The 12614-nt window shown below is 71.5% G+C and carries 12 protein-coding genes; 4 read left to right on the top strand and 8 right to left on the bottom strand.

Going from position 1 to position 12614, the window contains the following annotated elements:
- Nucleotides 1-4: 4 nt before the first annotated feature.
- The gene (locus tag SHK19_RS16700) at nt 5-460 is read right to left on the bottom strand and encodes a MaoC family dehydratase (RefSeq protein ID WP_322456445.1); all 456 of its coding nucleotides are present in this window, start codon (nt 458-460) and stop codon (nt 5-7) included.
- Nucleotides 461-519: 59 nt separating this feature from the next.
- Here SHK19_RS16700 and SHK19_RS16695 point away from each other — a divergent pair, with 59 nt between their 5' ends.
- Nucleotides 520-1599 (top strand): adenosine deaminase, encoded by a 1080-nt coding sequence (locus SHK19_RS16695; RefSeq protein WP_322936904.1) that lies wholly within the window; start codon nt 520-522, stop codon nt 1597-1599.
- 168 nt (nt 1600-1767) lie between these two features.
- On the opposite strand, the gene SHK19_RS16690 is transcribed toward SHK19_RS16695, so the two are convergent.
- The 6 genes from SHK19_RS16690 to deoC form a co-directional block, all read right to left on the bottom strand.
- The gene (locus SHK19_RS16690) at nt 1768-2292 is read right to left on the bottom strand and encodes a hypothetical protein (protein WP_322936903.1); all 525 of its coding nucleotides are present in this window, start codon (nt 2290-2292) and stop codon (nt 1768-1770) included.
- A complete protein-coding gene (locus SHK19_RS16685) occupies nt 2276-2929 on the bottom strand; it encodes an ATP-binding protein (RefSeq protein WP_322936902.1) in 654 nt (217 codons plus the stop codon). Before SHK19_RS16685 ends, SHK19_RS16690 begins: the two co-directional genes overlap by 17 nt.
- 23 nt (nt 2930-2952) lie before the next feature.
- Entirely contained in the window at nt 2953-4623 is a 1671-nt protein-coding gene (locus tag SHK19_RS16680) for a hypothetical protein (RefSeq protein WP_322936901.1), read from the bottom strand.
- Nucleotides 4624-4795: 172 nt separating this feature from the next.
- Nucleotides 4796-5683, bottom strand: coding sequence for an aldehyde dehydrogenase family protein (locus tag SHK19_RS16675; protein WP_322936900.1), 888 nt, complete (start codon nt 5681-5683; stop codon nt 4796-4798).
- Nucleotides 5683-7167 carry an aldehyde dehydrogenase family protein gene (locus SHK19_RS16670; RefSeq protein WP_322936899.1) on the bottom strand — a complete coding sequence of 495 codons (1485 nt, stop codon included), beginning with the start codon at nt 7165-7167 and terminating at the stop codon, nt 5683-5685. The genes SHK19_RS16675 and SHK19_RS16670 overlap by 1 nt, the downstream gene beginning before the upstream one ends.
- Nucleotides 7168-7177: 10 nt before the next feature.
- Complete coding sequence (gene deoC, locus SHK19_RS16665; RefSeq protein ID WP_322456452.1) at nt 7178-8161, bottom strand: deoxyribose-phosphate aldolase; 984 nt, start codon at nt 8159-8161, stop codon at nt 7178-7180.
- Between the two features lie 63 nt (nt 8162-8224).
- Between deoC and SHK19_RS16660 the strand changes: the two genes are divergently transcribed.
- Nucleotides 8225-8815 carry an Asp23/Gls24 family envelope stress response protein gene (locus SHK19_RS16660; protein WP_322456453.1) on the top strand — a complete coding sequence of 197 codons (591 nt, stop codon included), beginning with the start codon at nt 8225-8227 and terminating at the stop codon, nt 8813-8815.
- 13 nt (nt 8816-8828) lie between these two features.
- On the opposite strand, the gene SHK19_RS16655 is transcribed toward SHK19_RS16660, so the two are convergent.
- On the bottom strand, nt 8829-10502 hold the full coding sequence (locus tag SHK19_RS16655) for a phospho-sugar mutase (protein WP_322936898.1): 1674 nt from the start codon (nt 10500-10502) through the stop codon (nt 8829-8831).
- Between the two features lie 130 nt (nt 10503-10632).
- On the opposite strand from SHK19_RS16655, the gene SHK19_RS16650 reads away from it, so the two are divergent.
- Together SHK19_RS16650 and SHK19_RS16645 are read left to right on the top strand one after the other, a co-directional pair.
- Complete coding sequence (locus SHK19_RS16650; protein ID WP_322456455.1) at nt 10633-11721, top strand: hypothetical protein; 1089 nt, start codon at nt 10633-10635, stop codon at nt 11719-11721.
- A complete protein-coding gene (locus SHK19_RS16645) occupies nt 11721-12611 on the top strand; it encodes a hypothetical protein (RefSeq protein ID WP_322936897.1) in 891 nt (296 codons plus the stop codon). Before SHK19_RS16650 ends, SHK19_RS16645 begins: the two co-directional genes overlap by 1 nt.
- Nucleotides 12612-12614: the final 3 nt, after the last annotated feature.

Below are 12614 nucleotides of genomic sequence, written 5' to 3'. Positions count from 1 at the left end.
CCCTTCAGTTCGGGAGCAGGAGAACGACGGTCTCGGCGACGCAGGCCGGCTTCTCCTGGTCCTCGATCTCGATCGTGTGCTGCACCGTGAGCTGTTTGCCCTTGGGGATGTCGGTGACGCTCGTGATCGTCAGCCGGGCGCGGATGCGGGATCCGACGAGGAGCGGGGCAGGGAAGCGCACCTTGTTGATGCCGTAGTTGAGCTTGGCGCCGGGGGTCGCCAGCTTGAAGACCTGGCTGCCGAGCCACGGGATGAGCGCCAGGGTCATGTAGCCGTGCGCGATGGTGCCGCCGAACGGCCCGTCCTTGGCGCGCTCGACGTCGACGTGGATCCACTGGTGGTCGCCGGTGGCGTCCGCGAACAGGTTGACCCGCCGCTGGTCGATGGTGATCCACTCGCTCGTGCCGAGCTCCTCGCCGGCGGCCGCCTCGAGCTCATCGAACGTTGTGAAGACCCGCATCGGCCGTCTCCTTCATGACTGGTACCTGGCTGGTTTGACCCGGTGGAACAATGCTCGGCATGGAACCTACACGCGTGCCCACCGTTGACGAGCTGAGGTCCGCGCCGAAGGTCCTGCTGCACGACCATCTCGACGGTGGGCTACGGCCGGCGACCATCGTCGAGCTCGCCGCGGAGGCCGGCCACGAGCTGCCGACCACCGACGCCGAGGCGCTCGGCGTCTGGTTCGCGGAGGCCGCCGACTCCGGCTCGCTGGTGCGCTACCTCGAGACGTTCGAGCACACCGTCGGGGTGATGCAGAGCGCGGCGGCGCTCACCCGGGTCGCGCGCGAGTGCGCCGAGGACCTCGCAGCAGACGGGGTCGTCTACGCCGAGATCCGCTACGCCCCCGAGCTCCACGTCCAGCAGGGCTTGACCCTCGACCAGGTGGTCGCCGCCGTCCAGGAGGGGTTCGACCAGGGCGTCGAGGCGAGCGGCGGCCGGATCGTCGTACGTCAGCTGGTGACCGCGATGCGGCAGGCCGCGCCCTCGCTGGAGATCGCCGAACTGGCAATCCGCTACCGCGACCAGGGCGTCGCCGGCTTCGACATCGCCGGTCCCGAGGCCGGCTACCCGCCGACCCGCTTCCTCGACGCCTTCGACTACGTCCGCCAGGAGAACGGCCACGCCACGTGCCACGCCGGCGAGGCGTTCGGGCTGCCGTCGATCTGGGAGGCGGTCCAGTGGTGCGGCGCAGACCGGCTCGGCCACGGCGTCCGGATCATCGACGACATCGCGGTGGCGGAGGACGGCACGGCGAAGCTCGGCCGGCTCGCGTCGTACGTCCGCGACAAGCGGATCCCGCTCGAGATGTGCCCGTCGTCGAACCTGCAGACCGGCGCCGCGACCTCCATCGGCGAGCACCCGATCGGTCTGCTCGCCGACCTCCGGTTCCGGGTGACCGTCAACACCGACAACCGGCTGATGAGCGGCACGTCGATGACCGAGGAGCACCGGCTGCTCTGCGAGGCGTTCGGGTGGGGACTGCCCAAGGTCGAGTGGCTCACCGTCAACGCGATGAAGTCGGCCTTCCTGCCCTACGACGAGCGCTACCGGCTGATCATGGACGTCATCAAGCCCTGGTACGCCGACCACCGCTGACCCTCCGACCCGGCTCATCTGAACGCCGACCCGGCTGATCTGAACGCCGACCCGGCTGATCTGAACGCCGACCCGGCTGATCTGAACGCCGACCCGGCTCATCTGAACGCCGACCCGGCTCATCTGAACGCCGACCCGGCTCGTTCAGACGCGCCGGGTCGGCGGGGGCTACAGGACGAACCAGAGGTGGGACCACCGGCCGGCGCCGACCCGATGCGTCTGCCAGCGCTCGCGCGGCACGGCGACCAGGTCGCCGCGGGCTGGGTCGAAGACGCGGACGGCGGCGCCGTCGTCGGCCGCGGCGATCGCCAGGACGACGTGGCGGGGGAGCCACCGGTTGCCGACGTACACGCCGACAGGGCGGGTGCGGACCTGCTCGACCAGCACGTCGTAGCCCAGGCCCGGGCGCGGCCGCGCGTTCACGGTCGCGATCCGCTCGCCCGTGAGCGCGGTCAGGGCGTTGGCGACCGCCCAGGGCGGGGTGCCGAGCCGTCGCGGCCACGGCACCTGGAACCGTTCGCGGTGGCTGTGCGAGGACGTCAGCCGACGGTGCTCGGACCGGATCGCGGTCCCGGGATCGTCCGGCCGCCAGGACGTCAGGAGGACCCTCGCCGCGACCACGCTGGCGGCGCCGCAGCTGCGCGCATCCGGCTGCTTCAGCGCGGCCGGACGCAGGTCAGCCGGCCAGTCCACGCCGGCTGCCCTGGCTGCTCCGGCCGTTGTGGCGGTGGTCGGCCACGATCTCGTCGTACGCACGGTCGCCGGTCGCCACCCGACAGCCCACGTCGGTCGCGCGCCGTACCACCTCGCGCTGCGCGCGGGCGAGCGCTAGTCCGCGACGCACGAGCACCAACGGCGGCTTGCGGTGCTCGCGCAGGTCGCGCGTCAGCCGGCGCCAGAAGGTGACGGCGCGGTGCTGGGTGATGCAGTACGCCGCCTCGAGCACGCCTGCCTCGCGACAGGCCTGCACCACGTCGGGCGCGAAGATCCCCTCCGCGCAGAAGACCTCCGCCCGGCCGATGTCGAGCCGCTGGGCGCCGGTGCGACGGCTCTCGGAGATCGAGTACTCGGGCACGTCGGTCGCGCCGGTGCGGCACAGCTCGAGCAGCGCGGCGACCGCGTCCTCGCGGTGCCAGGTGCCGGGGTGGTCCCAGTCGACCAGGCCGGCGTTGCTGCCGCTGGTGATGCGCGGCAGGTCGGGCTCGTCGCCGTCGCGGTAGAAGTCGTCGAGCCGCATCGTCGGCCAGCCGAACCGGTGCCGGAGCCGCTCGGCGAGCCGGGACTTCCCGGAGCCGGACGGGCCGGCGAGCACGATCACACGGGCGGGCACCGACCCACCTTAGACGGGTGCCCTCAGCGCTTGATGATCACCCGCATGGGTGCCGACCTCGAGTACTTCATCGCCGCGTTCGCCGGGAAGCGGGCGATCAGCCGGTGCCGACCGGGCTTCATCCGGTGCACCTGCAGCCTGACCCAGCCGTTGTGCAGCCGGGCCGCCCCGACCCGGCGGCCGTGACTGGTGACGATGACCCGACCCCACGCCGGGGCGCCCTCGGCCGTCACCGCGATCACGACCTTCGGCCGGCGCGAGTGCCACAGCTTCTTCGGCAGCCGGGCCCGGGTGTTCGTGTCGAGCCTCGCCACCCGCAGCGGCGCGCTGGTTGCCTGGCCGTCGGCGTAGTCCGCGTGGGTCGCCGTCACCCGGACCGTGATCCGGCGGCCGGCGTCGGCCGGACGCACCCAGTACGTCGGATCGGTCGCGTCGAAGATCGGCCTGCCCATGCGCAGCCACTGGTAGGAGACGGTCTCCGGCTGGGCGGACCAGGTGCCGGGGTCGGCCGTCAGCTGCTGACCGAGCTCCGGCGTGCCGGTGACCTGCGGAGCGGTCTCGTTGGTGAGGGTCGGGTCCGTGCCCGGGTCCGTGCCCGCGTCCGCGCAGTTGGTGAGGAGGTCGTCGTGGACCTGACGGCGCTTCGTCACGTCGAGGGACTGGAACGCGGCGTACTCCAGGAAGCACGCACCCATCCCGACGCCGGCGTCGGCGGCGGCCGCCATCGAACCGCCGTTGAGCGTGAACTGCCACCCGTACGCCGCCGGCGAGGCGTGGAGCCCCGACATGTAGCAGTACCAGCTGGTCGCGGTCGGGCGGGACTGGCCGGGCGTCGGACAGACCGTGTCGTCGGGGCCGAGGCCGTGGTCGTCGAGGACCAACCGGCTGCCGTAGGCGGCGCTCAGCTCGTTGAGCATCGCCCGCTCGTCCTCCCACGACGCCGCGTAGATGCCGTCGTCCGGCCCGCCGGGTCCCTGGACGATGAACTGCCACTTGCTGTGACCGGCGACGGACACCCGGGTGGTCGGGAGCAGGCTCATCATCGCGCTGGTCGAGCGCCGCAGGCAGGTCTCGTGCCCTTGCTTGGTGTACCCCGCGCGCCACAACCGGTCGATGGACGTGTTGTCGGCCCCCAGGATGAAGGGCTCCGAGTACACCGTGGTGCACTCGCTGTTGGTGACCTCGACGACCTGCGGGTCGGACTCGTACCTGGCGGCGACCGCCCGCATCAGCGCGACGTAGTCGTGGTGGAAGGAATCGGTCCAGAAGCGCGGAGCGCAGCCGGTGTTGCCGTTCGGGGAGTTCGGCTCGATCAGCACGCAGCCGCCCGAGTCGTCCTTGACCCACTGCGGGGCGTGGATCCCGGCCATGAACCGCAGGCGGAACTGGACCCCGGGATGGGCCCCCAGGGCCTGGTCGACTGCTGAGAAGTCGTAGACCCCGGGCCGCTTCTCGACGGTGTTCCACGGCAGCTTCATCGAGCCGAAGTCGGCGTACGGGACGGTCGAGAGGGCCTGGGGTTGCGTGACGACCAGGCCCTGCAGCGCCGGCTTGAGCCTGGTGGTGGTCGCCTGAGACGTCCCGTCGCCGTCGTCAGCGCCTGCGGGGGTGCCACTGGTGGCGACGGTCGTCAGGCCGGCCACCAACGCCAGCATCGCGACGATCGACGAGGTGCTTCTGGGTCGAAGCCCCATACCATGACCCCCAGTCTTGGTAACGGGCGACACGCCCGTCACTTTGGTATCAGTTCCGGTACCGTCTCACAATTGACCAAATGTGACAACGGGTACGACTCGAAGTCTTACCGGCGCGCGGGGGTACCTCCACCGCCTAACGGCGGGGATCTCCTAGTCAGAACGGGCGTGCTCAGACGCCGATCGGGTGCCAGACGGTCTTGGTCTCGACGAAGTCGGTCATCGTCGCCAGCGCCGGAGCGTCGGCCCAGGAGGGCTCGGCCGCGGGCGCGCGGCGGACCCGCTTGAGGTTGTCGGCGGCCGCCACCTCGAGCGCCGTCGCCGTCTCCTCGTCACCGGCGATGCCGGTCAGGTCGATCGCGTTCACGTCCATGTGCGCCGCCAGCCAGGGGCCGAGGGTCGCCGCGTCACCCGTCAGCAGGTTGACCACGCCGCCCGGCACGTCGGAGGTCGCGAGCACCTCGGCGAAGGTGACCGCCGGCAGCGGGCGGGAGTACGACGAAACGACGACCGATGTGTTGCCGGTGACGATGACCGGGGCGACCACGCTCACCAGGCCGAGCAGCGACGACGCCTGGGGCGCGAGCACGCCGACGACGCCGGTGGGCTCGGGTGCGGAGTGGTTGAAGAACGGCCCGGCCACGGGGTTGGCGTTGCCGACGACCTGGCCGAGCTTGTCGGCCCATCCGGCGTACCAGACCAGACGGTCGATGGCCTCGTCGACCTGGCGGCCGGCCGCGGCCGCCGCTCGTCCTGAGCCTGTCGAAGGGCCCTCGGACTGCTGGACCGCCTGCACGAACTGCGGCCGGCGGTCCTCCATGACCTCCGCGATCCGGTAGAGGATCTGCGCGCGGTTGTACGCAGTGCGGCCGGCCCAGCCCGGGAACGCCTTGCGGGCGGCGACGACCGCGTCCCGCACGTCCTTGCGTGACGCCTTGGCGGCGTTGGCCACGAACTTCCCCTTGCTGTCCTGCACCTCGTAGGAGTGACCGGACTCCGACCTGGGGAACGCCCCGCCGATGTAGAGCTTGTAGGTCTTGCGGACGTCGATCCGGGCCATCAGATACCTGCCTTCAAGTAGCCCGCGAGGCCCTGGCGGCCGCCCTCGCGGCCGTAGCCCGACTCCTTGTAGCCGCCGAACGGGCTGGCGGGGTCGAACTTGTTGAACGTGTTGGCCCAGACCACGCCCGCGCGGAGCTGGTCGGCCATGTGGAGGATCAAGGAGCCCTTCTCGGTCCACACCCCGGCGGACAGGCCGTACGGCGTGTTGTTGGCCTTCTCCACGGCCTCGGCCGGGGTCCGGAAGGTCAGCACCGACAGCACCGGGCCGAAGATCTCCTCGCGGGCGATCCGGTGGGCCTGGGAGACCCCGGTGAAGACGGTCGGCGGGAACCAGTAGCCCGAGGACGGCAGCTCGCACGGCGGGGACCAGCGCTCGGCGCCCTCGTCCTCGCCGATCTCGGCGAGCGCCCGGATCCGGGCCAGCTGCGCTGCGGAGTTGATGGCGCCGATGTCGGTGTTCTTGTCGAGCGGGTCGCCGACGCGCAGCGTGCTCATCCGGCGCTTGAGCTTGGCCATCGCCTCGTCGGCGATCGACTCCTGCAGCAGCAGCCGCGACCCGGCGCAGCAGACGTGACCCTGGTTGAAGAAGATGCCGCTGACGATGCCTTCGACGGCCTGGTCGATCGGTGCGTCGTCGAACACGATGTTGGCGGCCTTGCCGCCGAGCTCGAGGGTGGCCTTCTTCGGGGTGCCGGCGATCGAGCGGGCGATCGCCTTGCCGACGGCGGTCGAACCCGTGAACGCGACCTTGTCGACGTCGGGGTGGGACACGAGGGTCTGGCCGGTGCCGCCGGCGCCGGTCACGAAGTTGACGACGCCCGGCGGCAGGTCGGCCTGCTGGCAGATCTCGGCGAAGAGGAGCGCGGTCAGCGGCGTCGTCTCGGCGGGCTTGAGCACCACGGTGTTGCCGCAGGCGAGGGCGGGCGCGATCTTCCACGCCAGCATGAGGAGCGGGAAGTTCCAGGGGATCACCTGCGCGGCGACGCCGAGCGGTTGCGGGTTGGACCCGAGGCCGGCGTACTCCAGCTTGTCCGCCCAGCCAGCGTGGTAGAAGAAGTGCGCCGCCATGATCGGTACGTCGACGTCACGGCTCTCCTTGATCGGCTTGCCGTTGTCGATCGACTCGAGCACCGCGAGCTCTCGGCTGCGCTCCTGGATGATCCGCGCGATCCGGTAGAGGTACTTGGCGCGCTCCCTGCCCGGCATCCGCGACCAGCCGCGGAACGCCTTGCGTGCGGCCCGGACCGCCCGGTCGACGTCGGCCTCGTCGGCCTCCGCGATCTCGGCGAGGGTCTCCTCGGTGGCCGGGTTGATCGTCTTGAACGAGGTGCCGTGGCCGTCGACGAACTCGCCGTCGATGAACAGGCCGTAGGACGGCTTGATGTCGACGATCGCCCGCGACTCGGGGGCGGGGGCGTAGTCGAAGATGGGTGCCCCGGTGGTGGTGCCTGATGCCTCGGTGGTTGAGCCTGTCGAAACCATGTCGGTGCCTTCAGTCGAGGGTGAAGTAGTCGGGACCGCTGTAGCGGCCGGTCTGTTGCTTGGTGCGCTGCATCAGCAGCTCGTTGAGCAGGGTGGAGGCGCCGAACCGGAACCAGTCGGGGGTCAGCCAGTCGGGGCCGGCCACCTCGTTGACCATGACGAGGTACTTGATCGCGTCCTTCGACGTGCGGATGCCGCCTGCCGGCTTGACGCCGATCTGGACGCCGGTGGCCTCCCGGAAGTCGCGGACCGCCTCCAGCATCACCAGCGTGACCGGCAGCGTCGCCGCCGGCTGGACCTTGCCGGTGGAGGTCTTGATGAAGTCGCTCCCGGCGAGCATCGCGAGCCACGAGGCGCGGCGCACGTTGTCGTAGGTCTGCAGCTCGCCGGTCTCGAAGATCACCTTGAGGTGGGCGTGGCTGCCGTCGGGGCGCTGGCACGCCTCCTTGACCGCCACGATCTCGTCGAAGACCTGGAGGTAGTGGCCGGCGAGGAACGCGCCGCGGTCGATGACCATGTCGATCTCGTCGGCGCCCGCGGCGACGGCGTCGCGGGTGTCGGCGAGCTTGATCTCCATCGACGCGCGGCCGCTCGGGAACGCGGTGGCGACGGCGGCCACGTTGACCCGGTCGCCGACGATCTCCTTCACGGGACCGACCAGGTCGCCGTAGACGCAGACGGCCGCGACCGACGGGCACGAGGGGTCGGAGGGATCGGGCCGCAGCGCCTTGTTGGCGAGCGCCCGGACCTTGCCCGGGGTGTCCTGCCCCTCGAGGGTGGTGAGGTCGACCATGGTGATCGCCAGGTCGAGGGCCATCGACTTGGCGGTGGTCTTGATCGACCGGGTCCCGAGCCCGGCGGCCCGCGCCTCGGCGCCGACCTGGTCGACGCCGGGCAGGCCGTGCAGGAAGCGGCGCAGCGAGGCCTCGCTGGTCGTGACGTCGGCGTACGCTGCGAGCCCCTGAGGCGACTCCGTGGCGGCGGTGGCTGGCATCACCCCAGCATAGGCTTGGGAGTTGTCAGACGATAACTCTCGAAGGACAAGGAGCGCACGCTCGTGGGCGAGGAGCAGGTCCAGCGGTTCACCGTCCAGAGCACCCGGATCCTCGGCGTCATCGGACTGGTGATCGTCGCCGTCTTCGTCCTCGTCGGCGCGACCGGCATCGACGACAGCTACGAGGCCCCGGCGTACATCGTCTGCGGCATCGTCGCCATGCTGCTGTGGGTCGCCGTGCTCCGTCCTTCGGTGGCGGTCGAGGGCGACCGGCTGGTGCTCCGCAACCCGCTCAACACCGTCCGCATCCCGCTGGCCGCGATCGAGCAACTCGTGATCCGCCAGTGGCTCGTCGTCAGCGTCGGAGGTCGCCGCTACACCAACGCCGGCATCAGCCGCAGCCGGCGGCAGGGCATGCGCGACGACCGGCACACCGGCGACACCGGCGAGGAGCTCGGCGCGCTCTCGTACGGCGGCTTCGCGGAGCGCCGGATCCAGAAGCTGGCCGAGGACGCCCGGGAACGGCTGGGGGTCAAGCCCTACTCCGACGAGCAGGAGGCCCGGGCCGCCGACGTGCAGAGAGACTGGGCGTGGCCGGAGATCGCGGCCCTGTGCCTGCTCGCGGTCGCGCTCGTCGTCACCCTGCTCGTCTGAGGGGCCGGCAGCGCTAGATCCCGGCTGTCGCGGCGAAGTCGGTCTTCATCGCGGCCAGCGTCTCCGCGGCGGCGGCCCTGGCCGCGTCGACGTCGCCGTCGGTCACCGGTACGACGACCTCCAGGTAGCACTTGAGCTTCGGCTCGGTGCCGCTCGGCCGCACGATCACGCGTGCGCCGTCGGCGAGGCGGTAGCGCAGCCCGTCGGTCGGGGGCAGCGCAGCGGAGCCGACGCTCAGGTCCTCGGCCTCCAGGACCGCGAGCCCGCCGAGCGCGGTCGGTGGCGCATCCCGCAGCCGGGCCATCGCGGCGGTGATCTCGCCGAGGTCGCTCACCCGCACGGAGACCTGGTCGGTCGCGTGGAGGCCGTGCTCGACCGCGATGTCGTCGAGCAGGTCCGGCAGCCCGCGGCCGGCGGCCTTCGCCTCGGCGGCGACCTCGCAGAGCAGGAGCAGCGCGGAGACGCCGTCCTTGTCGGCCACGTGCTCGGGGTCGACGCAGTAGCCGAGCGCCTCCTCGTAGCCGAACGCGAGGTTCGGGAGGCGGCCGATCCACTTGAACCCGGTGAGGGTCTCGACGTACTCCTGGCCGGCGGCGGCTGCCAGCTTGCCGAGCAGCGAGGACGACACGATCGAGGTCGCGTAGGTGCCGCGCTTGCCGCGCTGCAGCAGGTGGGACGCCAGCAGGGCGCCGACCTCGTCGCCGCGCAGCATCCGCCAGCCGTCGGGGCCGGGGACCGCGGCCGCGCACCGGTCGGCGTCGGGGTCGTTGGCCACGACGATGTCGGCATCCGATCGCTCCGCGAGCGCGATGGCCAGGTCCATCGCCCCGGGCTCCTCCGGGTTGGGGAAGGCGACGGTCGGGAAGTCCGCGTCGGGCTGCTCCTGCGCCTCCACCACCTGTGGCGAGGAGAAGCCGGCCGTCTCGAGCACCTGCACGACCGAGGTGCCGCCCACCCCGTGCAACGGGGTGTAGACGACCTCGAGGTCGCGGGGACCGTCGGCGGCGAGGCCGGCGACCGTGTCGAGGTAGGAGTCGATGATGTCCTCGCCCAGCACCCGGCCACCGGTCTCGCCGATCGGCACCAGCGGCACCGAGGCCAGAGCGCCGACCGCCGCGATCCGGGCCGCGATCTCGGCGTCGGCCGGCGGCACGATCTGGCTGCCGTCGCCGAGGTAGACCTTGTAGCCGTTGTCCTGCGGCGGGTTGTGGCTCGCGGTGACCATCACGCCCGCGACGGCGCCGAGCTCGCGGATCGCGAAGGCGAGCAGCGGCGTGGGCAGCGGGCGGGGGAGCAGCAGCGGGGTCAGCCCGGCACCGCTCATCACCTCGCCGGTGTCCCGGGCAAACACGTCCGACTTGTGCCGGGCGTCGTACCCGATCACCACGGTGCTGCCTGCGGCCGCACCCTGCTCGCGGAGGTACGACGCGAGCCCGGCCGCGGCCCGCATCACCACCACCCGGTTCATCCGGTTCGGGCCGGCGCCGAGCGCACCGCGCAGCCCCGCGGTGCCGAACTCGAGAGTGCCGCGGAACCGGTCGGCGAGGTCGGCGACGGCGGCCGCCGGCGCGCCGTCCTCGACCTGCGCGACGAGCTCAGCCAGGTGCGCCCGGGTCTGCTCGTCGGGGTCCTCCGCGAGCCAGGCGCGGGCGCGGGTGACGAGGACGTCGACGTCGGGCGTGGTCATGGCGGCACGGTAGCGCCACCGTGGCGCGGTCGCGGTCCCGGCAGCGGACCGGGTTCCCCGGGTGCCGTCGCACCTGCCCGGTTCCGTCGAATGCGGGCGGCATCCGGCTCGAGAACGTACATTATCGGATGTGACAATGCGCAGGGAGCGACGAGGTGGGGTGCTGGCGAAGCTCCTCTGCTGGGCGCCGGTGACCGCCGTGGTCGTCGCCCTGTTCGCGATGCCGTCGAGCACCGGCGCGGCCCGGCTCGGCTCCCTGACCGTCACCCCTGGCGGCAACACGTACGGCGGGCAGTCGGTCCGGTTCCACGGCGACATGGGCAACGGGGAGCAGCGGATCTTCCTCCAGCGGCGGGGTTGCCCGACGTGCATCTGGTCCGAGGTCGTCGACCCGAGGGACGGGAGGCCGTTCAGCATCCTGACGCAGGCGAACGGCGAGTTCGACTTCATGTTCCCTGCCCCTGCGATGAACGCCGTCTACGTCCGCCTGCACAGCCGACAGGCGGACACGGACGCTCACCAGTTCAAGACCGTCCACCAGGACGCCGACGTCTTCCTCGACGAGCTGGCTCCGGCCGACGTGCCGCTGCCGCGCGGGTTCGCCGTCGTGGGCGAGGCCTACGACCTCAGGATCGACACCGTCCGCGTCCCCAGCGGACCGAAGCGGCCGGCACTGGCCGGGCGCCGGGTCGAGCTCCAGCAGCGCGACGAGAGCACGCACGAGTGGACGTTCGTCGCCCAGGGGCAGCTCGGCCCGGAAGGGCTGGCCGCGTTCTCGAACCGGTCGCCCGTCCTGGACGACAGCGGCGTCTACCGGACGGTGCTGGGCGACTGGACGCAGGGCGGCGACGACATCGGCTGGTTCCCGTCGCTGCCGTTCCACGTCGAGGTCGTCCGCCGGCCGGACCCGGTGACGGGCCTGGTGGCTACTGACGTCACGACGTCCTCGATCCGGTTGAGCTGGAACCTCCCGGCCGACCCCGAGCGCCGCCGGATCGTCATCGCGCGCACGAGCTTCGGCGACCCGAACGCCTCGAACCCGTCGCACGTCATCGCGACCATCGACGGCGAGGCGAAGACCTATCTCGACGACCACCAGATCAACCCGAGCGCCAGCTACAACTACGCGGTCTACACCAGGAGCGCGGACGGGGTGTACACCCGGCTCTCGACCGACGAGTCGGTCAGGACCCCGGACCCGAAGCGAGGTGAGCAGTGATGAGCAGGACCGGATTCACGCTCCGCCTCGCCACGCTCGCGACCGCGCTCGTGGTCGGTCCGGCCACCCTCGCGCCGGGCACGGCCGAGGCCCCGTTGACCTCTGCCCGGGCGGGCGACGGACCCTCCGCCGCGCAGCGGTACGGGTGGCGCACGATGCAGTGGGACTTCGCCTGGGAGTTCGGGGAGTCCCTCTCCGACGGACCCTACCGGGGCGCGAACATCCGCGGCGGCCGGTGGATCGACCAGTCGACCGGCACCGGCCGGGCGGTCAAGTACGGCGGCGGGATCGAGTTCCACAGCGGCGAGGTGATCCGCAACACCGTGACCCCGGACTTCGGCACCACGACCCTGACACTCGAGGGCAAGCCGGCCCGGCTCGGCCGCTGGGAGCTCCGGGAGCGGGTCCGGATGTACAACCAGCCGCAGTTCGGGGACGCACCCGGCGGCAGTCCTTACGCCTTCGTCCTCGAGCTGATCCCCGCCGACCCCGCCGCGTACGACTGCGGTCGCCACAACATCACCATCGCCCGCGCCCCGGTCGGGGGCACCAGCGTCCAGATCGGCGCCAATGCCGGCACCACGCGGTGGAGCAAGACCCTCACCGGCTACCGCCGCGGAGCGACCGAGGGCCGGCTCTACGCCGTGCAGGTCACCGGGCGCAAGATCAGCTGGTTCATCAACGGCAGGGTGGTGGCGTCGCTCGGCGCGGCAGCCGCGATCCCGAAGATCCCGATGACCGTCCGGATGCGCATGGTCGGGGCGGGCGCCAAGGAGATGAGGAAGTCGTGCGTGCTCGTCGACTGGCTCCGCAACTACGACCTCGCCAAGGGTGTCCGCCACCCGCGGGCACCCGGCCTGAACAAGGGCAGCTTCGGCGGCGACTGCTGAGGC

Source organism: Nocardioides bizhenqiangii, assembly GCF_034661235.1.
Taxonomy (GTDB): domain Bacteria; phylum Actinomycetota; class Actinomycetes; order Propionibacteriales; family Nocardioidaceae; genus Nocardioides; species Nocardioides bizhenqiangii.
The sequence above is the reverse complement of the archived record's forward strand: the minus strand, read 5'-3'. Positions and strand labels throughout refer to the sequence as shown.

Excerpts from the sequence above, each read along its gene's own strand:
- SHK19_RS16700 (WP_322456445.1), bottom strand. The coding sequence starts at position 460 with ATGCGGGTCTTCACAACGTTCGATGAGCTCGAGGCGGCCGCCGGCGAG.
- SHK19_RS16695 (WP_322936904.1), top strand. The coding sequence starts at position 520 with ATGGAACCTACACGCGTGCCCACCGTTGACGAGCTGAGGTCCGCGCCG.
- SHK19_RS16680 (WP_322936901.1), bottom strand. The coding sequence starts at position 4,623 with ATGGGGCTTCGACCCAGAAGCACCTCGTCGATCGTCGCGATGCTGGCG.
- SHK19_RS16675 (WP_322936900.1), bottom strand. The coding sequence starts at position 5,683 with ATGGCCCGGATCGACGTCCGCAAGACCTACAAGCTCTACATCGGCGGG.
- SHK19_RS16670 (WP_322936899.1), bottom strand. The coding sequence starts at position 7,167 with ATGGTTTCGACAGGCTCAACCACCGAGGCATCAGGCACCACCACCGGG.
- deoC (WP_322456452.1), bottom strand. The coding sequence starts at position 8,161 with ATGCCAGCCACCGCCGCCACGGAGTCGCCTCAGGGGCTCGCAGCGTAC.
- SHK19_RS16655 (WP_322936898.1), bottom strand. The coding sequence starts at position 10,502 with ATGACCACGCCCGACGTCGACGTCCTCGTCACCCGCGCCCGCGCCTGG.
- SHK19_RS16645 (WP_322936897.1), top strand. The coding sequence starts at position 11,721 with ATGAGCAGGACCGGATTCACGCTCCGCCTCGCCACGCTCGCGACCGCG.